The following is a 25,452-nucleotide window of genomic DNA, read 5'->3' as shown; positions in this document are numbered from 1 at the left end:
AAAGCCGGGTTGGCGTTACGAGGCCTTCTTGGAACCCTTGGGCACGAACAGCGTCTCGGCCTGCTCCAGGGACATTCCGTTGGTCTCCGGCACCTTGAACATCACGAAGAAGAAGGAAGCCGCCGCGAACAGCGCGTACATGGCATACGTCAGGGGCAGCGAGCCGGCGGCCATCACCGGGAAGCTGAGGGTGATGGCGAAGTTGGCAACCCACTGCGCGGCAGCTGCCAGTCCCAAGGCCCGGGCACGGATCTTGGACGGGAAGATCTCGCCCAGGAGCACCCAGACCAGCGGCCCCCAGGAGGCGCCGAAGCTGATCACGAACACGTTGGCTGCCACCAGCGCCACCGGACCCCAGGCGCCCGGCAGGGTGATGTCCTCGCCGCTGCCCGTTGCCGAGGAGAATGCGAGGGCCATGGCACCCAGGGACAACGCCATCCCCACGGACCCGGTGAGGAGGATGGGGCGCCGCCCAATACGGTCCACCAGGGCGATGGCCACCAGGGTGACCAGGATGTTGGTGACGGCCGTCGCCACCGAAATGGCCAGCGAGTCCTTTTCCTGGAATCCGACGGCCTTCCACAGGGTGGTGGAGTAGTAGAAGATCACGTTGATGCCCACGAACTGCTGCAGCACGGACAGGATGATGCCCACCCACACCACCGCCTGCAGGCCGAAAGCCTTGCCGCGGAGGGAACCCTTTTGACCGGCCAGCTTGTCTTCCTCGATGGCTTCCCGGATGTCGCGGATGTGCCGGTCGGTGTCCTCGGCGGGCGCAATCGAATCGAAGACCTTCCGTGCCTGGTCCTCCTTGCCCTGGAACACCAGGAAGCGCGGGGATTCAGGCAGCGTGAAGGCCACCCAGCCGTAGACGACGGCGGGAACGGCGGCGGCAAGGAACATCCACCGCCAGGCTTCGATACCGAGCCAGAACGACTGGTCCGCGCCGCCGGCGGTCGTGGCCAGGAGCGCATCGGAGAGCAGGGCCGCGAAGATACCGGTGGTGATGGCCAGCTGCTGCAGGGAGGCCAGGCGTCCCCGGACCTTTCGCGGTGAAATCTCTGAGATGTAGGCGGGGGCGATCACCGATGCCAGGCCGATGCCCAGGCCGCCCACCAGGCGCCAGAAGATCAAGTCCCAGACGCCGAAGCAGAAGCCCGTGCCCACAGCGCTGACCAGGAAGAGCAAGGCGCCCAGTTTCATGGCGGGAATGCGGCCGTAGCGGTCCGCCACCTTGCCGGCCAGGAAGGCCCCGGCGGCGCAGCCAAGCAACGCGATGGCGACGGCGAAGCCGGTCACGGCCTCGGACAGGGCGAATTCTTCCTTCATGGCGTCCACGGCACCGTTGACCACGGACGAATCGAAGCCGAAGAGGAATCCGCCCACCGCCCCCGCGAGCGCCAGCCAGATCACCCGCCGCGGAATCCGGGTGGTTGTCTGCTCCTGTGCAGTGGGCATGGTTCTCCCTGGTGTTGGGGGTTTATGGATGCGGTGCGGACGTCGTCGGCTGCGGTACCGGCCCAACTGGCCGGCGCACACGCGCTAAACAGTGTGGCACGTCACCGCCGCAGGTTCCACTTGGCGCCCCTTGCCCCACAACGAAAAACGACGACGGCGGGCCGTGCCGCCGTCGTCGTTTGTCCGTGCTTTTCCGGGCCTAGTGGGCCGGAATCTGCATGTCGTCCTTGTCCTGCGGCGAGGCTTTCTGGTCCGTCAGCTTCTTCCGCGGCAACGCAAAGCTGATGAGGAACGCCAGGCCCGTCAGGGCGGCAGCGGTCAGCATCACGGTGTCGATCGAGGTGGCGAAGCCTTCGGTGATGGGCCTGGTCAGGGTGGAGTTGGCGCTGTGCAGCCAGCTGGTGTCGTTCAGCGAATCGTTGGAGGCGCCGTTCTTGAAGAAGTCATACAGCTTGGCGTTGGCAGGATCGGACGCGACCGCCGGGTCCTTCAGGACGGCGAGGTAGGCGGGGTCCGTGGTGGCGCTCTTCATGCCGTCGGCGATCCGGCTGGCGGCCAGGCTGAAGAGCATGGAGATGAACACGGCGGTCCCCACGGCGCCGCCCATGGAGCGGAAGAAGGCCGCGGAGGAGGTGCCTACGCCCATGTCGCGCGGCGGAACGGAGGTCTGCATGGCAAGGGTGAGGGGCTGCATGCAGAAGCCCAGTCCGATGCCGAAGAACACGGCGATGAGGCCGGGAACCCATAGCCCTGTGTCCACGCCCAGGGAGAAGCCCATCACCAGCGCGGCAGCGGTCAGGATGCCGGTGCCCATGATGGGGAAGATGCGGAACGTTCCGGACGCGGAGATGGTGCGGCCGGCGGTGATGGAACCGAACAGGATGCCCACCGTGAAGGTGATCATCATCAGGCCCGCCTGCGTGGGGGTGAGGCCCTTCACCAGCTGCAGGTACATGGGAAGCATGGCGATGGCGCCGAACATGCCGATGCCGATGATGAAGTTCAGCAGCGAGGACAGCCCGAACGTGACGTTGTGGAAGAGCCGCAGCGGGATCAGGGCGTAGTCGCCGGCGCGCTTCTCGGCGAGCAGGAACCAGGCAATGCCCACGACGCCCAGGCCATAGCAGAGGAAGGAGTTGACCGAGGCCCAGCCCCAGGAACGGCCTTGCTCGGCCACCAGCAGGAGCGGAACGATGGCCACCGTGATGGCCGCGGCGCCCCAGTAGTCGATCTTTTGCTTCAGGTGCTTGGCCGGCAGGTGCAGGAACAGGAACACCACCGTCAGGGCGGCAAGGCCGATGGGGATGTTGATGAAGAAGACCCAGCGCCAGCCGTCAAAGCCCAGGATGTTCGCTGATCCGGCGAACGCGCCGCCCACCACGGGACCGAGAACCGAGGAAATGCCGAAGACGGACATGAAGTAGCCCTGGAACTTGGCACGGTCCTTGAGGGAGACGATGTCGCCGATGATGGTCAGCGCCAGGGCCAGCAGCCCGCCCGCGCCGAGGCCCTGGATGCCGCGGGCAATGGCCAGCTCGGTCATCGAGTGCACAGAGCCCGCGTAGAGCGAACCCACCAGGAAGATGGCGATGGCCGTCAGGTACAGCGGCCGGCGGCCGAAGATGTCGCTCAACTTGCCGTACAGCGGGGTGCTGACGGTGGACGTGATCAGGTACGCGGTGGTGGCCCACGCCTGCAGCGAGAGCCCGTCGAGATCGTTGGCGATGGTGTAAATGGACGTCGAAACGATGGTCTGGTCCAGGGATGCGAGGAACATGCCCAGCATCAGGCCAACCATTACCGTGACGATCTGGCGTTGCGTCAGTGTTTCTCCGGCGCGGGGCGCGGCAGAGGCTTTAGACATGGGGGCTCCAGGGGAAGAAAAGGATATAAGCAGCGATAGTTGCTTTCAGTAACTATCTTACTCGCACTTTTTATTCCCTGCCCTGCCAATTTTTCTGCGGCGGGCGGTGCCGGGTGCGCTCCCTGCCTAGGCCTCCACGAGGATGCCGTCGGGGTCGCACCAGATGCCGGCCCCGGTACGGATGGTGACGCCGTCGATCACCACGTCCACGTCGACCTCCCCGGCGCCGGCCTTCAGGCTCTTCTTCGGGTTGCTGCCGAGCGCCTTGACCCCAAGGTCCAGCCGGGCAAGGGCCTCCCGGTCCCGGATGGCGCCATTGATCACGACGCCGGCCCAACCGTTCGCCACGGCGCTTTCGGCGATCATGTCCCCCATCAGGGCCGTCCCCAGCGATCCGCCGCCGTCCACCACCAGGATGGCGCCGTTCCCGGGGGATGCCAGCGTCGACTTCACCAGGGCGTTGTCCTGGAAGCACCGGATGGTCCGGGCCGGGCCGCTGAAATGCGTCCGGCCGCCCAGGGACTGGAACTGCAGGGAGATCGATGCCAGTTCGGAGCCGCGCTCGTCATAGAGGTCTGCAGTGTTCACGGGTGCGTTTCCTGCGGGAGTGGGTGCGCTCATCTGTTGCTCCTTGGTCTTCAGTGACGGGGCGGCCGGGGCGGGGCCCAGCGGCCAGGTACGGCCCACGATAGTCTGATTCCCACCGCCAACCGGCCGCACCAGGGGGAGCCAAGCCAATGAGTCTGTCCAAGAAGCCTCTGCCGCCGGGCGGCCCTCCACCGGAAAGTGCGACGGCGGCGCTCGCCGAGCCGGTGCAGAAGGTCACCGCGCGGTGGGTAACCGGCCTGGTATTGGTGAACGTCGGCATCAACGCGGCCTTCTTCGGCCCGATCAACGTGTTCATCGGCCAACAAGCCATCAGCATCGACGCGCCCAGCAAGGAAGCCATCCTTTCCCTGGTGACGGCCTGCGGTGCCGCCGTGTCCTTGGTGGCCAACCCGCTTTTCGGCGCCCTCTCGGACCGGACCACCTCAAGCTTTGGCCGCCGCGCCCCATGGGTTTTGGCAGGGGCGGTCCTGGCGACGGCGGCCCTGCTGGCCATGTCGTTTTCAGGGGCCGTGGCGCTCATGGTGCTTTTCTGGTGCCTGGTGCAACTGGGCGCGAACGCCGCCTACGCCGCCATCACCGCCGCTGTCCCGGACCGGGTGCCGGTCGCCCAGCGCGGCGGTGTGGGTGGACTCGCGGCGATGGGCCAGACCCTGGGCATCCTCACCGGCGCCGTCTTCGGGGCGGTGGTTGCAGGCAACTTCATGGTGGGCTACTGGCTGTGCGCCGCGGCCCTCCTGCTGTCCGTCCTGCCGTACCTCTTCCACCGGAACGATCCCGCCCTGCCGGCGTCGGAACTGGAAGCTTTCCGCCCCCGCGCCTTTCTCAAGGGATTCTGGATCAGCCCGGTGCGGTATCCGGACTTCGCCTGGGCGTGGCTGACGCGTTTCCTGGTGAACGTGGGCAACCAGCTCACCATCGTCTACCTGCTCTTCTTTTTGCGGGACGTCATCGGCTACCCGGATCCGGCCACCGGGGTGCTGGTCCTGACTGGCATCTATGCGGTGATGGTGATGATCACCGCCGTCCTGGCCGGTCCCTGGAGCGACAGGGTGGGCCGGCGGAAGCCGTTCGTCATCGGTTCGTCCGCCACGATCGCCATGGCCGGGGCCATCATGGCGTTCTTCCCGGTGTGGCCGGGCGCCCTCGCCGGGGCGGCGGTCCTGGGCATCGGCTTCGGAGCCTACCTTGCGGTGGACTTCGCACTGCTGACCCAGGTCCTCCCGTTCGCCGTCAGCCGCGGTAAGGACATGGGCGTCATCAACGTGGCCAACTCCCTGCCCCAGGTGGTTGCCCCGGCCTTGGCGCTGGTGGCCGTGACGTATGCGGGCGGCTACCGGACCTTGTTCCTGACCGCCGCCGTCATCGGGCTTTTGGGCGCTGTTTTCGTCGTCAAGATCAAGGGTGTGGACTGACCCCAAGACGGCGGAAGGTAAGCCCGCTGACCAACCTGCTCGGTGCGGTTGCCGTATAGTTGAACCGGGCTGCAGGGTGGTACGGAAGTGGGGGCACTCCTGGCCGCAGTCCCCTAAAACACAACCCCGGAATGCTGATGCCCGAGACTTTTTCAGACCATCCGCCCATGGCCGCCCGGCCTTCCGCTCCCCGCCAGCGCCTCCGTTACGCGCGGATCCTCGATACCGCCGCAGGGTTTGCCCGCAAGGGGCTGGACGCCGTGGAGCTGTCCGAAGTCGCAGAAAAAGCCGACGTCCCGCTGGGGACGCTCTACCGGTATTTCCCGTCTCCCACCCACCTGATGCTCGCGCTTTTCCGGCACCAGCTGGATGAGCTGCAGGCCGGTGCCCGTGGATCATCGCCGCGTTTCCGCGGCCGTGCACTCTCCGGCCTGGTGATGGAGATCTTCCACATGCGCGTCATGCAGCCTGCCGTGGAGCAGTGCCTGAGCCGGAGTGTCTACCTGCCGGAGCGGGATACCACGGAGCTCCTGCGCGAGATCGACGCGCTCAGTGAGAAGCTCGTTGCCGGCGCGTGCGGCGATGCGGTGGGCGCGCGGGTCCTCCTGCTGACTGTCACTGGTCTGGTCCAGTCCGTACGGAACCGCCGGCTTTCCCTCTTCGAAGCCGAGGAAGACCTCAAAAAGGCCTGCGGGCGCTTGTCTCCGGACGCTGAATCCGGATTAACAGTGACCAAAACGGCGTAACTGGTCTAGACCAGTAGGCAATTAAATCCGCCATAATGCCGTGATCTGGGTCACTAAAGCACCCGCTTAAACCTTTTGGCACTGCTTGAGTGGCTCTTTGAGGTTCAGGGCGGCCGTTCGGGGATGCCTACCATGGTCGCACCGGAGCGGCAGGGCGGAAACACCCCCGGCGTTCCCCCTGGACCCGCCACCCCTGGGTTTCCGGTCGCACTACTTTCCCCGCTGGGCCCGGCCGGGTTCCAGCTCCATGTGCCGTGCGCCCACGGCGAGCACCAGGAGACAACGACGTGTCCATTGACGCAGTTACCGCCACCGACAACTCAGCAGCGACGGCCCTGACCGAAGACGAGATCTTCGGCGCGCACCGGGGCGGCAAGCTGTCCGTGACCAGCACCGTTCCGCTCTCCAACAAGCGGGACCTGTCTATCGCCTACACCCCCGGTGTTGCCGAAGTCAGCCGCGCCATCCACGCCAGGCCGGAACTGGCCCGCACCCTCACCTGGGCCGAGCGCCTGGTGGTCGTGGTCAGCGACGGCACGGCCGTCCTGGGCCTGGGAAACATCGGCGCCAGCGCCTCCCTGCCCGTCATGGAAGGCAAATCGGCGCTCTTCAAGACCTTCGGCGACCTCGACTCCATTCCGCTGGTCCTGAACACCACCGACGTGGACGAGATCGTGGAGACCCTGGTCCGGCTGCGCCCCAGCTTCGGCGCCGTCAACCTCGAGGACATCTCCGCACCCCGCTGCTTCGAGCTCGAGGAAAAGCTGATCGAAGCGCTCGACTGCCCCGTCATGCACGATGACCAGCACGGGACCGCCGTCGTGGCCCTCGCAGCCCTCACCAACGCCGCCAAGGTGACAGGCCGGGGCCTTGAGGGCCTCAAGGTGGTGGTATCCGGTGCCGGCGCCGCCGGCATCGCCGTCGCCGAGATCCTCCTGGCCGCCGGCATCACCGACGTCGTCCTGCTGGACTCGCGCGGCATCATCAACGGCAGCCGCGCCGACCTTGCAGCCGACACCGCCAGCAAGAAGGCGGACATCGCAGCCCGCAGCAACCCCCGCGGCATCACCGGCGGCCCCGCCGAAGCACTGGCCGGCGCGGACGTGTTCATCGGCGTCTCCTCCTCCAAGCTGGCCGAGGAACACCTGGCACTGATGAACCAGGACGCCATTGTGTTCGCCCTGTCCAACCCGGACCCCGAAGTCCTGCCCGAGGTAGCCGTGAAGTACGCCGCGGTGGTGGCTACCGGCCGCAGCGACTTCCCGAACCAGATCAACAACGTCCTGGCCTTCCCGGGTATTTTCCGCGGCGCGCTGGACGCCGGCGCACGCCGCATCACGCCGGCCATGAAACTGGCCGCCGCCCGCGCCATCGCGGAGCTCGCCGCCGAGGACCTGTCGGCCGACTACATCGTGCCCAGCCCGCTGGACCCCCGCGTCGCCCCCGCGGTCACCGCAGCCGTCGCCGCGGCGGTGGAAGCGGAGTAGGCCCGCGCCTGGGGACAGGCAACGACGGCGGTGCCTCCTTCGCGGAAGGAAGCACCGCCGTCGGGCGCTTAAGGAGCGCCCCTAGACTGGGGACCATGACCTCCGAAACCGTGGTGACCATCCTGTGCGGCCTGGGAATCCTGGTGGGCGTGGCCGGCACCATCATCCCCGTCCTTCCCGGCAGCGTCCTGGTGGGCATCAGCCTGCTGGCCTGGGCCATCTGGGGCGGCGCAGGCACCGTGGGATGGGTGGTATTCGCGGTGGCCATGATCTTTGTTGCCGCGGGCATGACCGCCGGCGCCGTGCTCACCGGCAGGAAGCTCAAGCAGCACGCCATCCCCAGCCGGAGCGTCGTGGTGGCGCTCGTGGCGGCCGTTGTGGGGATGTTCATCATCCCGGTGCTGGGACTTTTCATTGGATTTGCCGCCGGCCTGCTGGTCAGCGAGTTCCTCCGCACCAGGGATTTTCCGACGGCGGCCAGGTCCAGTTGGGCTGCCCTGAAGGCCACCGGCCTGGGGATGCTCGCCGAGTTCGGGCTGGCCTGCCTGGCCGCCAGCACCTGGGTGGTCGGGGTATGGATTACGGCCGCCGGTCGCTGACCGCCCGGCGGGGCCCCACCCCTTCCCGGCTAGCATGGAACGATGAGCGCCGGGGACACCGCACCGATCTATTGGGACAGCCGTGACCTCACTCCGTTCGGGCACGCCCAGCTGCGGACGCCGGTCCACGACCTTGCCGGCGGCGTGGGCGGCCTGCTTACCGGCGTGCTGGGCGGACGGAACCCGGCCCTGCTGTCCATCGACGGCGAGGTTCCGAGGCTTAAACGGTTGCCGTCAAAGCCCGCCAGGGCCGTTCACGAGGCGGTTTTCTCCAGCCGCGAACCCGAGCGGCTGATCTACCTGGCGCGGACCTACCCCGGCTGGGCCGGGCTGTGCTACCTCATGGCGGGCCTCCTTGAGTACAAACATGGCGGCTACCTCCGTGCCTCCGAACTCCTGCAGCGCGGGCTCGCCACCCGGAACGATGAGGAGGCCAACCGGTACTCCTCCACCTACCTCACCAGGATCGTCACCCGGGTCGAACTGGCTGAACGGGTGGAAATCCCGGTGCTGTTCAGCGAGGAGTCGGTGTTCCTGGCCCTGGCCCATGCGTTGCGCGAGACAGGCCGCACGGAAGCTGCCCTGGACGCCCTGGCGGGGTTGCCGCCGTCACTTCCCATGGCCTTGGCCCGCTGCTCCCTGGCCCTGGGCCTGGGCCGGAGCCGCACCGTCATCGACTGGACGGAGGGCTTGCTGAATGCCGACGACCTCTCCGCGGCCCTGCTCCTGGTCCGTGCCCGGGCGCTGCGCCGGGAAGGGCGGCTGGATGCGGCGCACCAGGCCATCGCCGAGGTCCTGCGCCGCCGCAAGACCCACCTGGCACTCCGCAATGACGCCCTGACAGACCGTGCGCTGCTGGTGTTGGAGTCAAGCCGGCGGTCCCTGAACCCGCGCGACTGGGGACGCCGGCGCGGGGACCCGGAGCCGCAGCGGGAAATCGGGGCGCCGGTGCCCATCCGCAAGGATGAGGAAATGCGGCGGATGTGGGAGCAGGACTGGAAGGAGCTCAGCGGGGACTAGGAGCGGCCGGCCAGCAAGGGCACCAGCTGTTCACCGAGCAGGACGGTCCCCAAGGCAACCATGATGATGCCGCTGGCAAGGGTCACCACGCGCGCAGCACCGGGCCGGCTCTGCAAGAGCGTCCTCGAGAGCAGTGCCACCGCCGTATAGACCAGCCCCGCCAGGGCCACGAACGTCATACCCAGCAGCCCCGACTGCACCGGCACCGGCAGGGAGGCGTCCGCGCTGACGAACTGCGGAATCAGCGCCACATAGAACAGCAGCCCCTTGGGGTTGATCCCGCTGGTTCCCATGCCCTGCAGGAAGGTACGCAGCTGCGTTCGGGAGCCGCCTGCCGCCGCGGCACCAAAGCTCGCATCCCGCCAGGACCGGAGGGTCCCAATGCCGAGCCAGAGAAGATAGGCCGCACCGGCCAGGGTGATCCAGCCCAGGAGGCCGGGCATTCCGGCCAACAGCGCCGCCAGGCCCGCCACCAGCAGGACCGTGTGGAGGACGTAGCCGCCGCAAAGCCCCGCCACCGCCGGCACGAAACTGCGCTGCCGGAGGCCGGCGGCAATGGTGTAGGCCCAATCCACTCCCGGCGTGCAGGCCAAAGCGGCGGCCACCACGATGAAGGCCAGGAACAGCTGGGGATTCACGGGGTTCTCCTGTCGACGGTCTCTCAAGAGCAACCATAGGGAGAATCACGCCATAAGTGCTGTCCGGTTTTCGCCCGCCTCGCGGTGACGGCAGTATGTTTATTGCGTGATAGATCGAATTGACAGGAATATTTTGCGGTACCTCCAGGAGGATGGCCGGATGACTGCCACGGCACTCGCTGCAAAGGTGGGCCTGACCGTGGCACCCTGCCACCGCCGGCTGCGTGACCTGGAGCAGTCAGGTGTGATCCGCGGCTACAAGGCGGACATCGACCCGGCGGCGGTCGGCCTGGGTTTCGAGGCGATCGTGTTCGTTACCCTGCGCCAGGTGGACCGTCCCACCATGGAGATCTTCGAGAACAGGGTGGCGGACAATCCCAACATCGTGGAGGCGCAGCGCTTGTTCGGCTCCCCCGACTACCTGCTGAAGATCATCGCCGCAGACCTGCCCGCCTACCAGCGTTTTTACGACACCGAGCTGACATCGCTTCCCGGGGTGGAACGGTTGACGTCGACGCTGGTGATGAAGAACCTCAAGTCCAACGCCGGTCCGCCCGTGTAGGAAGGCTACGTCAGCGGGTTGATGTGGACGATGATGACCTGGAGGTCCTTTGAGCCGTCGTAGCGGAGGTCGTAGTTCACTTCGAGTCCCGTGCTGGTGCCGGATGTGATGGAGAAATCGCTCTTGGTGCCCGGGTTGCGTTCAGTGCTGCTGATCCACCTCTCCGCGGCGGCAGAATCCACCCCGTACTTTTCAACCCCGTCCCGGATCAGGCCGGTGTACTCCTCCAGCGACCCTGCAGTCAGGAAATAGGTCACCTCGCGGAAATCGGGCTCCTGGTCCGTGGTGCTGAAGCGGATGCGGTCTGTTTCGGCCTGCACGTCTCCGGTGGGACCGGCAATGGTCAGGGAAATCTTGCCGAGGTCGCGGGTGTTGATCTCCGGGCCAAAGCTGTCGTCGGTCAGCCGCACTGACGCTTTTTGCAGCCTGCCGGAGCGCATGTCCAGGCGGGCCGTCTTCGTCTCGCGGATGGTGTCTACGCCGGCGGCGTCAAGGGTGGAAAATTCGGAAGTTTGCACGGTGCTCCCTGCGGAAGGTGATGAGGCGGACGGCGGAGTGGAGGTGGGGGCGGCGGGCACGCAGCCCGCCAGCGCCACAGCGGCCAGGAGGACCAGGACGACGCCGGCGCGCAGCCGCAGTGTGCGGCCTGCAGAAAGAAGGGTCGTCGTCACTGGTGCACCTCGGCGCCGAAGCCATCAAGGAAACGGCCCATGATGGCGGGGATGTTGTTGGTGGGCCGGTACTGGTCCACCCGTGCATCGAAGTCGGAGCCGATGATCCCGGCCGCGCGGGCCGGATCTGTTGCCAACAGATGCTGATAGGCCGGCAGCGTGTCCTGCTTGATGAGGTTCCAGCGCTGGTCCGCGTTGGCGATGTTGCCGTCCGGGAAACCGGTGGTGAAGTCGGTACGGAACTGGGCGGGGTTGTCCCAGTTGGTGAACGGGATGTTCTGCGGGCCGGGACTTTCCACGCTGAAGCTGTACGGAAACACCTCCGGATAGCTCCTGGCACCCGGGATGGAGGGTTCGCCGGCGAGGGTCACCATGTACGTCACGGCTTCACCGCCTGGGTGGCTGCGCATGGTGTCGTAGTCGTCCGCGATGATGTCGTTCTGCTCACGGTAGAGGAGGGCCGTATTGCCCTTCCGAACTTCATCCGGATTGCCGGAGTCCACTTGGGCCCATGCACGCGCCGTCTCAGGATCGATGGCACCTGAGTCCCGGAGCCGGTTGATTTCTTCGATGCCGCCGTTGAGGTAGGCCTGGTGCTGGCGGCCCTGGTCCAGGAAGATTTCCTTGTTCATGTCCAGCATGCGGGTTTCATAGAAGCGGATTTCGTTATCGGTCATGCCCGCCAGTTGCTCCAGCTGGTCCAGGACCGGCAGGGGAACATCGGAGGCCGGGTTGTCCGCGATCTGGCGGGCCAGGTCCCGCAGCATGGCCATGTCCCGGAAACCGCCGGCGAACGATGGCCCGATCATGTTGGCCATTCCAGCCCACTGGAGGTCGGGGTTCGCGAGGTAGGCCTGGCCGTAGTAGTCATAGACGCTGCGGATGGTATTCCAGTTGTATTCGGTCCCCTTGGAGGTGTCCCAGGTGGAGGGGTCGATCCCCATCTGCAGCATCGCCTGGTTGTTCCAGTACGAGCTGAGGAAGTCCGCATATTCCGGGGACTTCTTCTCGATCAGCCCGGAGTCTGCGGCGGCGTCCATTGCTGCTTTGGCTGCCTCCGGGTTGGCCAGCGCCCACTGGCGGAACTCCGCGCCCTGCAGGTACTGCAGCCGCTCCGAGGGGGACATGCCGGCCAGCAGATCCGTCAGCTCCTGCGCCGTACCGCCACCGGACGTGCCGGAGCCTCCTGTTCCCGTCCCGCCGGAACTGCCGGCACTGGCTTTCTCCTGCTCGTCCGCGTTGGCCAGCAATGCTTTGGACGCCGATTCCAGCCCTGCGGTGGCAGACCTCAGCAACCTGGCGTGGGAGGAGGTCCACTCGCTGCGGAACCGGTCGCCGTCGTGCCCCTTCCACAGCCCTGAAGCGATGCTGCTGGAGAGCTGCCGGCCCAGGGACTCGAGCCGGCTGGCACTCCTGGAGAGGTCCTTGGCAAGCTGCCGGAGCTGTGCCACATCACCGCCGTAAAAATTCCCCGCCATACTTTCCCCCTGTTGGATCCCGTGCCAGCCTAGCCGCAGCCGCTGACCGGCGGCCATGGGGAGAGCTGCCCTGTGGGCGCCAGGCTACTCCTGCCCGTCCTGCAGGAGCCCGGTGGTCCGGTACGGAATGACCTCGCGCAGGAACATGCTCGTTGAGGTGCGGACAATGCCCGGGCAGAGGCGGATCTCCTCGGACACCCGGTAGAGATCGTCAGGGCTTTTGGCCACTACGCGGATCAGCAGGTCAGTGTCCCCGGCAGGGGCATGGCATTCCAGGACTTCGGGGATCTTGCGCAGCGCGGCGATCGCCTCGTTAAGGTGGCTTTGGTCCAGTTCTGCGCTGACGGCTGCGGCCACGCCGCGGCCGAGGGCGGAGGGCAGGACCCGGCTGCTGTTGGGGCGAAGGGCGCCTGAGGCAGCCATCCGCTCCAGGCGCGACTGGACGGTACCGCGGGCAAGGCCCAGTTTCTGCGCAAGCACCATGATGGGTACCCGTGGATCGTTATCAAGCGCGGCCAGGATGCGCCGGTCGGTCGAATCGAGTTCCTGCAATCTGACCACTTCCTGCTGTGCTGCGCGTCATCAATTAGTCAATCTGACTACTTCGGATCGCTCCGGTTGCGCCTACTGTAGGCCATCTGCTGAAATCATGGCAATAAGGGATGCAGGCTACCGCCGCAGTCCCGCAGGCTACAGGATCCCCGGCACACCTCCCGGCCCCTGGACCAGGCTTCCCGCAAGGACGCTGCCGCAGATTGACTCTTGTTCACACCAATGTCATTCCGCATCACACGGCAAGAGCCCCTGAGCTACCGACGTCGGCATTCCCGAAGTCATCGGTAGCTGAGGGGCTCTTGTGCTGTCCGCTTAGGGTGGATCCATGACCTCCGCCGGACGTTTCGCTCCCAGTCCCTCCGGTGACCTGCACGTCGGAAACCTGCGGACCGCCATCCTCGTTTGGCTCTTTGCCCGATCCACGGGGCGGGCGTTCCTCCTGCGGGTGGAGGACCTGGACCGCGCCCGCGCCGGATCAGAGGAGGGACAGCTGCGGGACCTTCAGGCCGTCGGCGTGACCTGGGACGGCGACGTGGTGCGGCAGACGACGCGCGGGCCCCTTTACGCGCGGGCCATTGCCGGGCTGGAGCAGGCGGGGCTGACCTACGAGTGCTTCTGCACCCGCCGGGAAATCCAGGAAGCCGCCTCTGCGCCGCACGCTCCCCAAGGCGCCTACCCGGGGACCTGCCGGAACCTGGGCCGGGCAGAGCTGGAGTTCAAGCGCTCCACCCGGCCCGCCGCCCTCCGGCTGAGGGCGGACGTCACCGAATTCACGGTCCATGACACCCTGCTCGGCGAGTTCACCGGGGTGGTGGACGACCTTGTGCTGCGCCGCAATGACGGTGTAACCGCCTACAACCTCGCGGTGGTGGTGGACGATGCCGCGCAAGGCATAGACCAGGTGGTCCGGGGTGACGACCTCCTGCCGTCCACGCCACGCCAGGCCTACCTCGCGTCCCTGCTGAATATTCCTGTGCCGGAATATGCCCACGTACCCCTCGTGGTAAACCGCGACGGCGCCCGGCTGGCGAAGCGCGACGGCGCGGTGACCCTGGCGGACCTGGCCACCGCAGGCGTGGACCCCGCCCGGGTCCGGGACACCCTCCTCGAGTCGCTGGGCCTTCCGCCCGGACCACTGGCCGATGCCCTCGGGTCCTTTGACCCCCGCTCGCTCCCCATGGAGCCATGGACATGGCCGGGTGTCCCCGGGGCGGGCGCGTAGGCTGGACCCATGCCAGAAACAGGAACCGCGGACGCGAGCCTCCAGGGCCCGCGATTCACGGTGGAGACTGCCAAGGTCCTCGCCGAAGTTGCCCACAACCGCCAAAAGGACAAACTCAAGCGGCCGTACCGCGAGCATGTCCTGGCCGTCGGCGACGCCCTGGCGGACTTCGACGACGACATCCGGATCGCCGGCTACCTCCATGACATCGCGGAAGACACCCCGATCACCCGCCAAGCTCTGCTGGACATGGGCGTCTCCGAGCGCGCCGTGCGGATCATCGAGCGCGTCACCAAACGGCTGCAAGACAACCCGGACGACTACCAGGCCGGAATCCACTTCATTGCCGAGGACCACGACGCGACCCTGGTCAAAATTGCCGACAACGCCCATAATTCGCTGCCCGAACGGGTGAAGGCCCTCGCGGAAAAGTGGCCGGACAAACCGCCCGTCACCCGCTACGACGACGCCCGCCCGGTGCTCTACGCCGCGGTTCCCGTGGAGGAAACCCGCAAGATCCTGGCCCGGATCAACCCCTGGCTGCTGGAGGAATTCGACGCCATGCTGGACGAGGACGACGACACCGACTACGAGAACCTCTCCTACGACGACGTTTCCGGGGATTAGACCCGGCCCAGCGAGCCGATGTCCTCCAGGAAATCCGCCTGCACTTCAGCGCTGACGGTGGTGCGCGTTTCACCGATCGCATCCAGGTAGTCCTGGGTGGACGGGCCTTTCCGCACCGCCTCACGCACCGAAACGTCACCGCCGGAAGCCAGCCCGCCGTCGTCGTACACTGCCTTTTCCAAAGCCCGCTGCGAAGCGCTGCGGGCAGCGTATTCGATGTCCGCCGGCGAAAACCCTTCCGTGCGTTCCACCAGCAGTTCCACGTCCACCGCGTCCACCACGGCCGCTGGGATGAACCGCTGCCACATCGCCTCGCGTGCCTGCCGGTCCGGCAGTCCGATGGGTATGACATAGTCGAACCTGCCGTGGCGCAGGAAGGCGGAGTCCAGCGCCCGGATGAAATTGGTGGCGCACACGAGCAGCCGGCCGGGCTGCTCGCGGAATGCCGGAATGATCTTCAGCAGCTCATTGGTGACGCCCTGCAGCGGGGACGGCGGATCACCGGCCCGCTGGGACGCGATCTCCTCCACCTCGTCGATGAACACCACGGCGTGCTCCAGCTCCGCGATCTCCAGGAAGGTTTCCCGCAGCGCACCGGCCAGGCCCTGCGGGTCGCCGGCCAGCCGGGACGGGAACACCTCCACGAACGGCCACTCGAGCCGGGAGGCGATGGCCTTCGCGAAAGTGGTCTTGCCGGTGCCCGGCGGGCCGAAGAGGACGACGGCGCGCGGCGGCACCACGCCGAATTCATCCGCAAGGTCCGCCTCGGCCAGCGGGAGCACCAGGCGGCGTTCCAGCAGCTCCTTTTCCTTGCGCATGCCGGCCACGTTCTCCCACAGGTCCCGGGCGAGGACGCGGCCGCCCAGCTGGCCCAGGGCCCCCAGCTCCTGGCGCTGCACCGGAATGGTGCGCTCGAAGTACCGCAGGTTCTTCTTCAGCGCAAAGCCCCTCCCCAGGAAGGCCTCCACCCGCGTTTCGGACTCCGGCATCAGCGCTGAGAGCTTGTTCAGCCCGTGCGGGGCCATCCGGTTCTCGACCGCGGCCAGCAGCGAGGTGCCGATGCCGCGGCCCCGGTATTCGGGGAGCGTGGCCAGGAACACGATCCACCCTTGGTCGTGCGCGGCGCGTCCGACCGCGGCGCCCACCACCTGGTCGCCCTGCACCGCCACCACCGCGTGGTCCTTCTCGCAGGACGCGAGGACCTCGGAGAGCGCATACACAGGTTCGACGTTGTTCGCCTTCAGGGTCTCCCAAAGGTGCAGGATCCCGTCGAGGTCAGCTGAGTGGAAATCCCTGATCCGCCAGTTGGTCATGGGTTGCTCCTGTTGGTTCGTCGTTGAGCCAGTGTGGACATCTCAGGTGAGCATATGCGACCCGCGCAGCGGGCGGGGTTGCGGCGGCGTTGCATGACGCCGGCCCCCCGCGCCCCTGGCCCCGCTCAGATCCCCAGCCTGTCCATCGTGTTCCGCAAGGTGTCAGCGGAAAGCTGCAGGGCTGCCAGTTCGCCGCTGTCCATGGGTGTGTCCAGGACCCGGTGCACCCCGCCGCGGCCCACCACGCTGGGAAGCGACAGGGCCACTCCCGAGATTCCGTACTGCCCGGCCAAAACCGTGGAGACGGGGAGGACGGCATTGTCATCCCGCAGCAGCGCCTCGACGATGCGGGCGCCGGAGAGGCCGATGGCGTAGTTGGTGGCCCCCTTGCCGGCGATGACCTTGTACGCGGCCTGCACCACGTCCCGGGCAGTGGCGGCCAGGTGGTCGGAGGTGAAGACCTGCCCGCCGCCGTCCGTCCAGTCGCGGATCGGGACAGGCCCGATCGTGGCCCCGGACCACAGCGGAAATTCGGTGTCGCCGTGTTCGCCCACCATGCTGGCATGCACGCTGGTGACGGAGACACCTGCACGCCGGGCCAGCAGCCAGCGCAGCCGGGAGGTGTCCAGGACGGTGCCGGAAGAGAAGATCCGCTCCGGTGGCAGCCCGGAGATGCGCTGGGCCGCGACCGTCAGGACGTCGCACGGGTTGGTGACCAGGACGTAGACGGCGTCCGGCGCCCGCTCCAGGAGCTGCGGCATCAGCTGTTCAAGGATCCGGACGTTGGTGCCGGCCAGGTCCAGGCGGCTCTGGCCCGGGTTCTGCTTGGCACCCGCGGTAATCACCACGACGTCGGCGCCCTCCGTGACTGCGATGTCCCCGCCACCGGCCACCGTCGCCGACGCCGCGGCGAACTGGCTGCCATGGGCAAGGTCCAGGGCCTCCGCTTCGGCCTTGGGCGCATTGACGTCGAACAGGGCGATACTGCTTGCCGAGCCGCGGATCAGCGCGGCGTAGGCCAGCGACGTCCCTACGCTCCCGGCCCCCACTACGGCGAGTTTGGATCCACCAGGCATGGTGCCCTTCCTTTCGGAATCGTTGAGTGTGTCCTACCCGAAGAGTAGCGTGGCCACCATCACACGAACCCCCACTAAGGAGCCACCATGCCACATTTCGGACGCCGGCTCGCTGCTGTGACGGCGGCGCTGGCCATCGGCGTGACCACCGGGGCCATCAGTCCCGCTGCAGCGGACCCCCGGCAGACCGACAAGAATCCCACGGCCACCGGGTACGGCGGCGCGGTCAGTACGGTGGACCCGGAAGCGTCGGCAGCGGCAATCGAAGTCCTCCGGAAGGGTGGGAACGCCGTGGACGCCGCGGTTGCCGCCGCAGCCACGCTGGGCGTCACCGAACCCTACAGCGCCGGCATCGGCGGGGGCGGCTATTTTGTCTACTACGACGCCAAGTCCGGGAAGGTCAGCACCATTGACGGCCGCGAGACTGCGCCGGCCGGAATCAAGCCGGATGCCTTCATCAATCCCGCTACCGGCAAGCCCTACCCGTTCACCCCGGAACTGGTCACCAGCGGCGTTTCCGTGGGCGTGCCCGGCACCCCGGCCACCTGGGAACGTGCGCTGGAACGCTGGGGCAGCATCAGTCTGGGGGAGGCCCTGAAACCGGCCATCAAGGTGGCGGACCGAGGTTTCGTGGTGGACGAGACATTCCGCAACCAGACCCAGGACAACCAGAGGCGGTTCGCGGCGTTCACCTCCACCAAGGACCTGTACCTCCAGGGCGGCAAGCTGCCGGAGGTGGGCTCGGTCTTCAAGAACCACGACCTCGCGGACACCTACCGGCTGCTTGCCCGCAACGGCATGGACGCGTTCTATAACGGCCCGCTCGCCGACGAGATCGCCAACACCGTCCAAAAGCCTCCCGTGGATCTGACCATTGACAAGAAGGACCGGCTTCCCGTTCCCGTTGGCTCCATGACGGCGGAGGACCTGGAACACTACAAGGCCGTGGACCAGGACCCCACCCACGTGAACTACCGCGGCTATGACGTCTACGGCATGGCCCCCTCCAGCAGCGGCGGCACCACCGTCGGGGAGTCCCTGAACATCCTGGACGTCTTCGACCTGCCGGCCTTGAAGGCAGACCAGCCGGCCGTCCTGCACCACTACCTCGAAGCCAGTGCCCTGGCGTTTGCCGACCGCGGGAAATACGTTGGCGATCCCGCCTTCGTGAAAGTCCCCACCAAAGCCCTGACGGACCCCGTCTTCGGCAAGGAACGCGCCTGCGAGCTGGACCCAACCCATGCCGCAACCAAGCCGGTCCTGCCCGGCGACGTGACCTCCTACGACGGCACCTGCCCGGCCGGCCCGGCTGCTGCCGCCGAGGAGAAGGACACCGAAAACATCTCCACCACCAACATGACCGTCTCCGATAAGTGGGGGAACGTGGTGGAGTACACGCTGACCATCGAACAGACCGGCGGGTCCGGCATGGTGGTCCCCGGCCGTGGCTTCCTGCTGAACAACGAGCTCACGGACTTCTCCACGGTGTACAGCGCCACCGATCCCAACCGGATTGAGCCGGGCAAGCGGCCGCGGTCCTCGATGTCGCCCACCATCCTGCTGGAGGACGGCAAGCCGTTCCTGGCCCTGGGCTCCCCGGGTGGTTCCACCATCATCACCACGGTGCTGCAGACCCTGGTTAACAGGATCGACCTGGGTATGAGCACCCCGGACGCCATCGCCGCGCCGCGTGCGTCGCAACGGAACACGGCCAGCGTCACGGCCGAGCCTGCCTTCATCGACAAGTACGGGGCAGCCCTGACGTCGCGGTTCGGCCACACCCTGACCCCGTCCGGCGACTCCTTCACCTCCGCCTCGGAGATCGGGGCGGCCACCGCCATCGAATTCCTGAAGGACGGCCGGACCCTCGCCGCCGCGGAGCCGGTCAGGCGCGGCGGCGGCTCAGCCATGGTGGTCAAACCGTCGCAGTAGGAGAACCACCGCATTAAACGCCCGACGGCGGCACCCGGGTTCGGGGATTCCAGAACCCAGGTGCCGCCGTCGGCGGTTAAGCCCGAAGGCTGTTACTTCTTGAAGGTATTCGCCGGCGCGTTGGCGATGACGGGGGAGGTGCCGGTGTAGCCGTCGCGGGTTTCGGCGATGTGGCGGATGCGGGTGCGGCAGGCGTACCAGCCGGCGGTCATGAGGATGGAGGCGATGGCGGTGACGAGCATGGTCAGGGGTGAGTCGATGAAGACCATGATGAGGACGCCGATGAGGAAGAGGAGGGAGAGGTAGCCGGTGTAGGGGGCGCCGAACATGCGGAAGGTGGGGCGTTGGACCCAGCCTTTGTCGGCCCAGCGTTTGAGTTGGATTTGGCACAGGACGATGGTGGCCCAGGTCATGATGATGCCGACGGAGGCGATGTTGAGGACGATTTCGAAGGCGTCGGCGGGGACGAGGTAGTTCAGGGGGACGCCGAGGAGGGAGACGGTGGCGGTGATGGCGATGCCGCCGTAGGGGACGCCTGCTTTGTTCATGCGGGAGGCGAAGCGGGGGGCGGAGCCGTTGACGGACATGGAGCGCAGGATCCGGCCGGTGGAGTAGAGGCCGGCGTTCAGGGAGGACAGGGCGGCGGTGAGGACGACGAGGTTCATGATGACGTCTACGCCTTGGACGCCGATGGAGCCGAAGAAGGTGACGAAGGGGCTGACGCCTTTTTGGTAGGTGGTGTAGGGCAGGAGGAGGGCGAGAAGGATGACGGAGCCGACGTAGAACACGGCGATGCGGAAGACCACGGAGTTGATGGCTTTGGGCATGATTTTTTCGGGGTTTTCGGTTTCGCCGGCGGCGGTGCCGACGAGTTCGATGGAGGCGTAGGCGAAGAGGACGCCTTGCATGAGGATGATCATGGGGAGCAGGCCGGTGGGGAAGATCCCGCCGTGGTCGGTCAGGAGGCTGATGCCGACTTGCTGGCCGGTTACGGGGGTGCCGAAGATGACGAAGTAGGTGCCGATGATGAGGAATGCGACGAGGGCGGCGACTTTGATCAGGGCGAACCAGAATTCCATTTCGCCGAAGACTTTCACGGAGACGAGGTTCAGGGCGAGGACGACGATGAGGGCGGTCAGGGCCCAGGCCCACTGCGGGACGTCGGCCATCCAGGGGATGTAGTTGCCGAAGAAGTGCATGTAGAGGGCGGCGGCGGTGATGTCCACGATGGTGGTGGTGGCCCAGTTGATCCAGTAGAACCAGCCGGAGACGAACGCGGCTTTTTCGCCGAAGAATTCGCGGGCGTAGGAGACGAAGGAGCCTGAGGAGGGGCGGTGCAGGACCAGTTCGCCCAGGGCGCGGAGGATCAGGAACGCGAAGAACCCGCAGACCGCGTACGCGATGACCAGGGACGGGCCCGCGGCGTTGAGGCGGCCGCCGGCGCCCAGGAACAGGCCGGTACCGATCGCACCGCCGATCGCGATCATCTGGATCTGCCGCGGCTTGAGGTTCTTGTGGTAACCCTTGTCCTCCGCGTGCAGGGAAGTCTCAGACGCATGCGCGTGACCACCATCAATCAAATGGTCCGGAAGGGGGGAATTTGTCATTGGAGTGTCCTTTGGGGGGTGGTGGGCCCACGCCTGCCGGGTGCCCTGGCCGAGCGTGCGAGGCGAGGGAGCAGGTGGGGACTACTTGCTGAGGTTTGCCAGGCGTTCCGGGCTGAGGAGGTCCTGGAGCTGGGCATCGGTGAGGAGCCCGTGTTCGAGGACCAGTTCAGCCACACCCTTGCCGGTGGCAAGTGCTTCCTGCGCGATGGCGGTGGCGGTGGCGTAGCCGAGGTGGGGATTCAATGCGGTGACCAGGCCGATGGACTGCTCCACGGTACGGCGCAGGTGTTCGGTGTTGGCGGTAATCCCATTGATGCAGCGGGCCGTAAGGGTGCGGCAGGCGGCTTCCAGGTGGGAGATGCTCTTGTGGAGGCTGTGGACGATGATCGGTTCGAAGGCGTTGAGCTGGAGCTGCCCGGCTTCGGCGGCCATGGTGATGGTGACGTCGTTGCCGATGACCTCATAGGCCACCTGCGAGACCACCTCGGGGATTACCGGGTTGATCTTGCCGGGCATGATCGAGGAGCCGGACTGAACGGCGGGAAGGTTGATCTCCCCGAATCCGGCGCGGGGTCCTGACGAGAGCAGGCGCAGGTCGTTGCAGATCTTGGACAATTTGACCGCAACACGCTTGAGCACGCCGGAGAGGTGCACGAAGGCCCCCACGTCCTGGGTGGCTTCAATCAGGTCGACGGCGGTGACCAGCGGCAGGCCGGTGATCTCCGCCAGGTGCCGGCAGGCCGCTTCGGCGTAACCCGCCGGGGCGTTCAGGCCGGTGCCGATGGCGGTGGCGCCGAGGTTGATCTCGTGGATCAGCAGTTCGGCCTCCGCCAGGCGGAGCCGGTCCTCGCCGATGGTGACGGCGTAGCTGCCGAACTCCTGCCCCAAGGTCATGGGGACCGCGTCCTGCAACTGGGTGCGGCCCATCTTGACCACGGTGCGGAACTCCATGGCCTTGGCGGCGCAGGCGTCCTCGAGTTCTTCGAGTGCGGCCAGCAGCTCGCGGGCGGCAAAGATGGTGCCCAGCTTCACGGCGGTGGGGTACACGTCGTTGGTGGACTGGCTGAGGTTGACGTGGTCGTTCGGGTGCAGCCTGGCGTAGTCGCCCTTGGGGTGGCCCAGGATTTCCAGGGCACGGTTGGCGATGACCTCGTTGGCGTTCATGTTCGACGACGTCCCGGCACCGCCCTGGACAACGTCCACCACGAACTGGTCGGCAAGCCGGCCGGCCATGACGTCCTGGCATGCCTGCTCGATGGCCTCGGCGCGGTCGGCGTCCAGGAGTCCCAGCTCACGGTTGGTCCGGGCGGACGCGAGCTTGACGGCGGCCAGCCCGCGGACCAGGTGCATGTTGGAGGACAGTTTTTGGCCGGTGATGGGGAAATTCTCCACGGCCCGGAGCGTGTGCACGCCCCAGTAGGCGTTCGCCGGCACGTCGCGGTCGCCGAGCAGGTCGTGCTCGGAACGGACGTCGGCAGTGTCAATGATGGTCATGGGGTCCTCACAGGGCTTCGTTGTCGGGCGTGGACGGAGTGGAATCCAGGAAATCGGTGGCCAGAAGTTGCCCCACTTGGTGGCCGCCGCCCAGGACGGGGGCGGTGGCGATACCGGCGAGCGGTTCGATGTCCACGCCCAGCGCCTCCAGCAGGCGGACGGTGGCGGGCATCCGGGCGCGGTCACCGCCGTCGGAAATCTTGACGGCTGCGGCACTGCCGTCGGCCAGGCCCACCAGCTGGACGCCCTCGAAGCCGTCCTTGGCCACGGCGCCCGGGAGCAGCCGCATCAGGTCGGTGACGTCCCGGCCTTCACCGGCAACCATGCCAGGGTGCTGCTGCATGGCCAGACCGACGGCGGCTTCTGCACTTCCGGAACCGGGCCGGCCGTCGTCGTCCGTGGCTGCAAGGGAAGCCGCCCGGGCGATCCGGCCGAACGCGCGGGCCATGCCGCCCAGGGTGAGGGCGAACAGCGGGGTGCCGCAGCCGTCGGTGCTCAGTGCGGCAGGTGCCTCTCCGGTCAGCTCGGTGACGGTCCGCGCCACGAGCTGCTGCAGCGGGTGGGAGGGATCCAGGTAGCCCCGGACGGGCCAGCCGTTGATGACACAGGTCGCGGCCATGGCGGCGTGCTTTCCGGAGCAGTTCTGGGTGGTCTGCGTGGGCCCGCCGCCGATGCGCAGCCAGTCCTCACGTTCGGCGGTGCCGTAGGGCAGGTCGAAGCTGTTCTCCAGGTCGGTGGCGGCCAGCCCGTGCAGATCAAGGATGCGCCGGGTGCCGTCGCGGTGGGCCGCGGAGCCCGAGTGGCTTGCGGCGGCGAGGGCCAGGAGGTCGGCTGGAAGGTCCAGGCCGGCCCGGACCATGGCGACGGCCTGGAGCGGCTTGAGCGCGGACCGCGGGTAGAAGGGGGCCTGGGGATCACCGGCGGCTGCCGCCACGGACCCGTCAGCCGCGAGGGCGATTGCCGAGCCGTAGTGCACGCTCTCCACGAGGCCGTCACGGACGGCGGCCACCAGCGGGGTGTGGTGCGGCAGGGCCGCCCCATCCGGGGCAGCGGTGTGGGCAGCGGAAAACACGGGGGATGGCATGGCGTCCTTGGAAGGGTTGGTTGGATATGTCTAGTTGTTGAGGATGGAGTCCAGGGCGGCGCCCACGGCTTCCAGGTGGTGGGCCATGGCGGCGCGGGCGTTGTCCGCGGAGCCTGCCTCGATGGCGGCCAGGATCTGCTGGTGTTCCACGTCGGAGGCGTGCTGGCGGTCGGCCACCATGTTCAGCGTCTCGGACTGGTGTGCCAGTGCATCCCGGATGTCCGTCACCACGCTGGCGAAGACCCTGTTGCCGCTGGCGCGGGCGATGGCGGCGTGGAAGGAGGAGTCCAGGGCCACCCAGGACTCGGGGTCGGTTTCCGTGGCCATGGCCGCCACGATGTCACGGAGGGTATCCAGTTCTTCAGCGGTACGCCGCTGTGCGGCCAGCCCGGCGGCCGGGACCTCGATGTGCGGGCGGGCCTCGGTCAGGTCACGCGCCGAGTACTGCCCCAGGGTGAGGTCGTTGGCTACCTTGCCGGCAATGACGAACGTGCCCTTGCCGGTCCGGGTAACCGTCAGGCCCAAGGCGGTGCAGGAGCGGAGCGCTTCCCGGATGACCGAGCGGCTGACCCCGTATTGCTGGGACAGGGTGGCCTCCGAGCTGAGCTTGCTGCCCACCGGCAGGGTGCCGGACTCGATGTCCGCGCGAAGGGTGTTGAACACCGCCTCGGCAGCACTCAGCCGGGCAAGGGGACGGTAAGCAGGCTGTCCTGCTGTCCGGCTGTCTGACAGGTTCACGCCTTAAATATGGCACCCGTCACAGTCACTGTCAAGCCCTCCCTAGTCCCGCTGCTGCCCCGCGGCGCGGCGGTCCTGCCGCCGTCGCCGTGAGCGGAAGTGCCAGGCAACCAGCGCGGCCACCGCCACCGCGGCGATGACGACGGCGATGTCCCGGCCGGCTGCCTGGGCCACGGCTTCATAGGAGTTGCCCGCCAAAAAGCCCAGGAGGACGAAGCCGATGCCCCACACCACGCCGCCCGCAGCGTTGTAGACAAGGAAGCGGCCGTACGGCATCCGCGAGGTTCCGGCCAGGGCGGGCATGACCGCCCGGAAGAACGCGGTGAAACGCCCGAGGAAGACGGCAGAGCCGCCCCGCCGGCGCAGCAGGTCCTGGGCATTCTGCAGCTTTTCGGAGTGCCGGGCCAGCGCCCTGGTCTTCAGGATGCGGCTGCCCAGGTGCTTGCCTACCTCGTACCCCACGCTGTCGCCCACGATCGCGGCGGCGACCACCAGGGCCATCATCGCCCCCAGCTGGACTTCGCCCCGGCTGGCCACCACTCCGCCCAGGACGGCCGCGGTTTCTCCCGGGATGACGAAGCCGATGAACAATGCGTCCTCGGCAAAGACGAGGCAGAACACCGCGATGTACGCCACCAGGGGGCTGACGTTCATGAGGCCGTCGATGAACCCGGTCATGGCAGCAACCCCGGCCCCGCAACGCCGGGCTGAACACCACACCGGCGAACGGGGGCCGCGGCAGGTGCCGCGGGCACAGCGGCGATCGGGCGGGTGGGGGCGGACGTCACGGTGGAGCCTTCTTTGGCCGGCGGTCAGGTACGTACGAGTATGCGCCTTCGCGCCTGGAAATTCCCTGACAGTTTGGTCCCGCTTGGCTATTACGCTAGTCGGCACGAACGTACCGCCTGCCAGGCCCTGGGCCTTATCTTTTCACTCCCAAGGTGCTAACTTGGCCATAATCGGCACGATCGTGCCTGGGAGGTGTAGTGACTGATTCCCTGATGGGGCAGGTGGCCCTGGAGGTACGCGCGCGGCGCAAGGCCCTGCGGCTCAACCAGCGCGACCTGGCGGACATTGCCGGCGTCTCCGAGCGCTTCGTCCGGTTCGTGGAACAGGGCAAGCCCAGTGTCCAGGTGGACTCGCTGCTTGCCCTCTTGGATGCTTTGGGGCTCCAACTCGAGGTCGTGCCACGGGCCAGCCACGCCGCCCGGACGCTCGCACGGTCGGCGGCCGGGGACGGTGGAACCGGCGAATGAGGCA

The 25,452-nt window shown here is 67.1% G+C and carries 24 protein-coding genes; 10 read left to right on the top strand and 14 right to left on the bottom strand.

The genetic code is table 11. The features are described from left to right. Positions 1 to 15 precede the first annotated feature (15 nt). The 3 genes from QRM95_RS03020 to rraA all read right to left on the bottom strand — a co-directional run bounded on the left by QRM95_RS03020 (position 16) and on the right by rraA (position 3,943). Positions 16 to 1,458: a sugar porter family MFS transporter gene (locus tag QRM95_RS03020; protein WP_285246389.1), complete on the bottom strand. Its 1,443-nt coding sequence runs from the start codon at positions 1,456 to 1,458 to the stop codon at positions 16 to 18. Between the two features lie 199 nt (positions 1,459 to 1,657). After that, on the bottom strand, positions 1,658 to 3,322 hold the full coding sequence (locus tag QRM95_RS03015) for an MDR family MFS transporter (RefSeq protein ID WP_285246388.1): 1,665 nt from the start codon (positions 3,320 to 3,322) through the stop codon (positions 1,658 to 1,660). Between the two features lie 126 nt (positions 3,323 to 3,448). Beyond that, positions 3,449 to 3,943, bottom strand: a complete 495-nt coding sequence (gene rraA / locus QRM95_RS03010; protein ID WP_285246387.1) for a ribonuclease E activity regulator RraA — start codon at positions 3,941 to 3,943, stop codon at positions 3,449 to 3,451. A 116-nt stretch (positions 3,944 to 4,059) separates the two neighbouring features. Between rraA and QRM95_RS03005 the strand changes: the two genes are divergently transcribed. The 5 genes from QRM95_RS03005 (at position 4,060) to QRM95_RS02985 (ending at position 9,195) form a co-directional block, all read left to right on the top strand. Continuing rightward, positions 4,060 to 5,343, top strand: coding sequence for an MFS transporter (locus QRM95_RS03005; RefSeq protein ID WP_285246386.1), 1,284 nt, complete (start codon positions 4,060 to 4,062; stop codon positions 5,341 to 5,343). Positions 5,344 to 5,480: 137 nt separating this feature from the next. Then, positions 5,481 to 6,089 carry a TetR/AcrR family transcriptional regulator gene (locus QRM95_RS03000; RefSeq protein WP_285246385.1) on the top strand — a complete coding sequence of 203 codons (609 nt, stop codon included), beginning with the start codon at positions 5,481 to 5,483 and terminating at the stop codon, positions 6,087 to 6,089. A 287-nt stretch (positions 6,090 to 6,376) separates the two neighbouring features. After that, positions 6,377 to 7,576: an NAD(P)-dependent malic enzyme gene (locus tag QRM95_RS02995; RefSeq protein WP_285246384.1), complete on the top strand. Its 1,200-nt coding sequence runs from the start codon at positions 6,377 to 6,379 to the stop codon at positions 7,574 to 7,576. 95 nt (positions 7,577 to 7,671) lie between these two features. Further along, positions 7,672 to 8,175 (top strand): DUF456 domain-containing protein, encoded by a 504-nt coding sequence (locus QRM95_RS02990; RefSeq protein ID WP_285246383.1) that lies wholly within the window; start codon positions 7,672 to 7,674, stop codon positions 8,173 to 8,175. Positions 8,176 to 8,217: 42 nt separating this feature from the next. Then, the gene (locus QRM95_RS02985) at positions 8,218 to 9,195 is read left to right on the top strand and encodes a tetratricopeptide repeat protein (RefSeq protein WP_285246382.1); all 978 of its coding nucleotides are present in this window, start codon (positions 8,218 to 8,220) and stop codon (positions 9,193 to 9,195) included. Here the strand turns inward: QRM95_RS02985 and QRM95_RS02980 are convergent. Next, positions 9,192 to 9,833, bottom strand: a complete 642-nt coding sequence (locus QRM95_RS02980) for a LysE family translocator (RefSeq protein WP_285246381.1) — start codon at positions 9,831 to 9,833, stop codon at positions 9,192 to 9,194. The genes QRM95_RS02985 and QRM95_RS02980 overlap by 4 nt on opposite strands. A gap of 106 nt (positions 9,834 to 9,939) precedes the next feature. Here QRM95_RS02980 and QRM95_RS02975 point away from each other — a divergent pair, with 106 nt between their 5' ends. Continuing rightward, positions 9,940 to 10,395: an Lrp/AsnC family transcriptional regulator gene (locus QRM95_RS02975; RefSeq protein ID WP_285245686.1), complete on the top strand. Its 456-nt coding sequence runs from the start codon at positions 9,940 to 9,942 to the stop codon at positions 10,393 to 10,395. 5 nt (positions 10,396 to 10,400) lie between these two features. Here QRM95_RS02975 and QRM95_RS02970 read toward each other — a convergent pair whose 3' ends face one another. The 3 genes from QRM95_RS02970 to QRM95_RS02960 all read right to left on the bottom strand — a co-directional run bounded on the left by QRM95_RS02970 (position 10,401) and on the right by QRM95_RS02960 (position 13,096). Continuing rightward, positions 10,401 to 11,066: a hypothetical protein gene (locus QRM95_RS02970; protein ID WP_285246380.1), complete on the bottom strand. Its 666-nt coding sequence runs from the start codon at positions 11,064 to 11,066 to the stop codon at positions 10,401 to 10,403. Further along, on the bottom strand, positions 11,063 to 12,544 hold the full coding sequence (locus QRM95_RS02965; protein WP_285246379.1) for a WXG100 family type VII secretion target: 1,482 nt from the start codon (positions 12,542 to 12,544) through the stop codon (positions 11,063 to 11,065). Before QRM95_RS02965 ends, QRM95_RS02970 begins: the two co-directional genes overlap by 4 nt. Positions 12,545 to 12,628: 84 nt before the next feature. Further along, a complete protein-coding gene (locus QRM95_RS02960) occupies positions 12,629 to 13,096 on the bottom strand; it encodes an Lrp/AsnC family transcriptional regulator (RefSeq protein WP_285246378.1) in 468 nt (155 codons plus the stop codon). 328 nt (positions 13,097 to 13,424) lie between these two features. Between QRM95_RS02960 and gluQRS the strand changes: the two genes are divergently transcribed. Next, entirely contained in the window at positions 13,425 to 14,321 is an 897-nt protein-coding gene (gene gluQRS / locus QRM95_RS02955) for a tRNA glutamyl-Q(34) synthetase GluQRS (protein WP_285246377.1), read from the top strand. Positions 14,322 to 14,330: 9 nt separating this feature from the next. Next, entirely contained in the window at positions 14,331 to 14,948 is a 618-nt protein-coding gene (locus QRM95_RS02950) for a phosphohydrolase (protein WP_285246376.1), read from the top strand. Here the strand turns inward: QRM95_RS02950 and QRM95_RS02945 are convergent. Together QRM95_RS02945 and QRM95_RS02940 are read right to left on the bottom strand one after the other, a co-directional pair. After that, positions 14,945 to 16,261 (bottom strand): ATP-binding protein, encoded by a 1,317-nt coding sequence (locus QRM95_RS02945; RefSeq protein ID WP_285246375.1) that lies wholly within the window; start codon positions 16,259 to 16,261, stop codon positions 14,945 to 14,947. The two genes, QRM95_RS02950 and QRM95_RS02945, sit on opposite strands and share 4 nt — an antisense overlap. Before the next feature lie 125 nt (positions 16,262 to 16,386). Continuing rightward, entirely contained in the window at positions 16,387 to 17,337 is a 951-nt protein-coding gene (locus QRM95_RS02940; protein WP_285246374.1) for an L-lactate dehydrogenase, read from the bottom strand. Between the two features lie 87 nt (positions 17,338 to 17,424). On the opposite strand from QRM95_RS02940, the gene ggt reads away from it, so the two are divergent. After that, positions 17,425 to 19,269 carry a gamma-glutamyltransferase gene (gene ggt / locus QRM95_RS02935; protein WP_285246373.1) on the top strand — a complete coding sequence of 615 codons (1,845 nt, stop codon included), beginning with the start codon at positions 17,425 to 17,427 and terminating at the stop codon, positions 19,267 to 19,269. 92 nt (positions 19,270 to 19,361) lie between these two features. Here ggt and QRM95_RS02930 read toward each other — a convergent pair whose 3' ends face one another. The 5 genes from QRM95_RS02930 to QRM95_RS02910 all read right to left on the bottom strand — a co-directional run bounded on the left by QRM95_RS02930 (position 19,362) and on the right by QRM95_RS02910 (position 24,870). Next, positions 19,362 to 20,876, bottom strand: coding sequence for an amino acid permease (locus QRM95_RS02930; protein WP_285246372.1), 1,515 nt, complete (start codon positions 20,874 to 20,876; stop codon positions 19,362 to 19,364). 81 nt (positions 20,877 to 20,957) lie between these two features. Then, positions 20,958 to 22,370, bottom strand: coding sequence for an aspartate ammonia-lyase (locus QRM95_RS02925; protein WP_285246371.1), 1,413 nt, complete (start codon positions 22,368 to 22,370; stop codon positions 20,958 to 20,960). Positions 22,371 to 22,377: 7 nt separating this feature from the next. After that, the gene (locus tag QRM95_RS02920) at positions 22,378 to 23,454 is read right to left on the bottom strand and encodes an asparaginase (RefSeq protein WP_285246370.1); all 1,077 of its coding nucleotides are present in this window, start codon (positions 23,452 to 23,454) and stop codon (positions 22,378 to 22,380) included. 30 nt (positions 23,455 to 23,484) lie between these two features. Continuing rightward, complete coding sequence (locus QRM95_RS02915; protein ID WP_285246369.1) at positions 23,485 to 24,192, bottom strand: FadR/GntR family transcriptional regulator; 708 nt, start codon at positions 24,190 to 24,192, stop codon at positions 23,485 to 23,487. 42 nt (positions 24,193 to 24,234) lie between these two features. Further along, positions 24,235 to 24,870, bottom strand: a complete 636-nt coding sequence (locus QRM95_RS02910; protein ID WP_285246368.1) for a DedA family protein — start codon at positions 24,868 to 24,870, stop codon at positions 24,235 to 24,237. 308 nt (positions 24,871 to 25,178) lie between these two features. Between QRM95_RS02910 and QRM95_RS02905 the strand changes: the two genes are divergently transcribed. Beyond that, positions 25,179 to 25,448 carry a type II toxin-antitoxin system Y4mF family antitoxin gene (locus tag QRM95_RS02905; RefSeq protein ID WP_285246367.1) on the top strand — a complete coding sequence of 90 codons (270 nt, stop codon included), beginning with the start codon at positions 25,179 to 25,181 and terminating at the stop codon, positions 25,446 to 25,448. The last annotated feature ends 4 nt before the right edge of the window (positions 25,449 to 25,452 follow it).

The organism is Pseudarthrobacter sp. efr-133-R2A-89 (genome assembly GCF_030209315.1).
Classification (GTDB): domain Bacteria; phylum Actinomycetota; class Actinomycetes; order Actinomycetales; family Micrococcaceae; genus Arthrobacter.
This window is presented reverse-complemented; position numbering and strand designations above follow the sequence as displayed.

Excerpts from the sequence above, each read along its gene's own strand:
- QRM95_RS03020 (WP_285246389.1), bottom strand. The coding sequence starts at position 1,458 with ATGCCCACTGCACAGGAGCAGACAACCACCCGGATTCCGCGGCGGGTG.
- QRM95_RS03015 (WP_285246388.1), bottom strand. The coding sequence starts at position 3,322 with ATGTCTAAAGCCTCTGCCGCGCCCCGCGCCGGAGAAACACTGACGCAA.
- rraA (WP_285246387.1), bottom strand. The coding sequence starts at position 3,943 with ATGAGCGCACCCACTCCCGCAGGAAACGCACCCGTGAACACTGCAGAC.
- QRM95_RS03005 (WP_285246386.1), top strand. The coding sequence starts at position 4,060 with ATGAGTCTGTCCAAGAAGCCTCTGCCGCCGGGCGGCCCTCCACCGGAA.
- QRM95_RS03000 (WP_285246385.1), top strand. The coding sequence starts at position 5,481 with ATGCCCGAGACTTTTTCAGACCATCCGCCCATGGCCGCCCGGCCTTCC.
- QRM95_RS02990 (WP_285246383.1), top strand. The coding sequence starts at position 7,672 with ATGACCTCCGAAACCGTGGTGACCATCCTGTGCGGCCTGGGAATCCTG.
- QRM95_RS02985 (WP_285246382.1), top strand. The coding sequence starts at position 8,218 with ATGAGCGCCGGGGACACCGCACCGATCTATTGGGACAGCCGTGACCTC.
- QRM95_RS02965 (WP_285246379.1), bottom strand. The coding sequence starts at position 12,544 with ATGGCGGGGAATTTTTACGGCGGTGATGTGGCACAGCTCCGGCAGCTT.
- gluQRS (WP_285246377.1), top strand. The coding sequence starts at position 13,425 with ATGACCTCCGCCGGACGTTTCGCTCCCAGTCCCTCCGGTGACCTGCAC.
- QRM95_RS02950 (WP_285246376.1), top strand. The coding sequence starts at position 14,331 with ATGCCAGAAACAGGAACCGCGGACGCGAGCCTCCAGGGCCCGCGATTC.
- QRM95_RS02945 (WP_285246375.1), bottom strand. The coding sequence starts at position 16,261 with ATGACCAACTGGCGGATCAGGGATTTCCACTCAGCTGACCTCGACGGG.
- QRM95_RS02940 (WP_285246374.1), bottom strand. The coding sequence starts at position 17,337 with ATGCCTGGTGGATCCAAACTCGCCGTAGTGGGGGCCGGGAGCGTAGGG.
- ggt (WP_285246373.1), top strand. The coding sequence starts at position 17,425 with ATGCCACATTTCGGACGCCGGCTCGCTGCTGTGACGGCGGCGCTGGCC.
- QRM95_RS02930 (WP_285246372.1), bottom strand. The coding sequence starts at position 20,876 with ATGACAAATTCCCCCCTTCCGGACCATTTGATTGATGGTGGTCACGCG.
- QRM95_RS02925 (WP_285246371.1), bottom strand. The coding sequence starts at position 22,370 with ATGACCATCATTGACACTGCCGACGTCCGTTCCGAGCACGACCTGCTC.
- QRM95_RS02920 (WP_285246370.1), bottom strand. The coding sequence starts at position 23,454 with ATGCCATCCCCCGTGTTTTCCGCTGCCCACACCGCTGCCCCGGATGGG.
- QRM95_RS02910 (WP_285246368.1), bottom strand. The coding sequence starts at position 24,870 with ATGACCGGGTTCATCGACGGCCTCATGAACGTCAGCCCCCTGGTGGCG.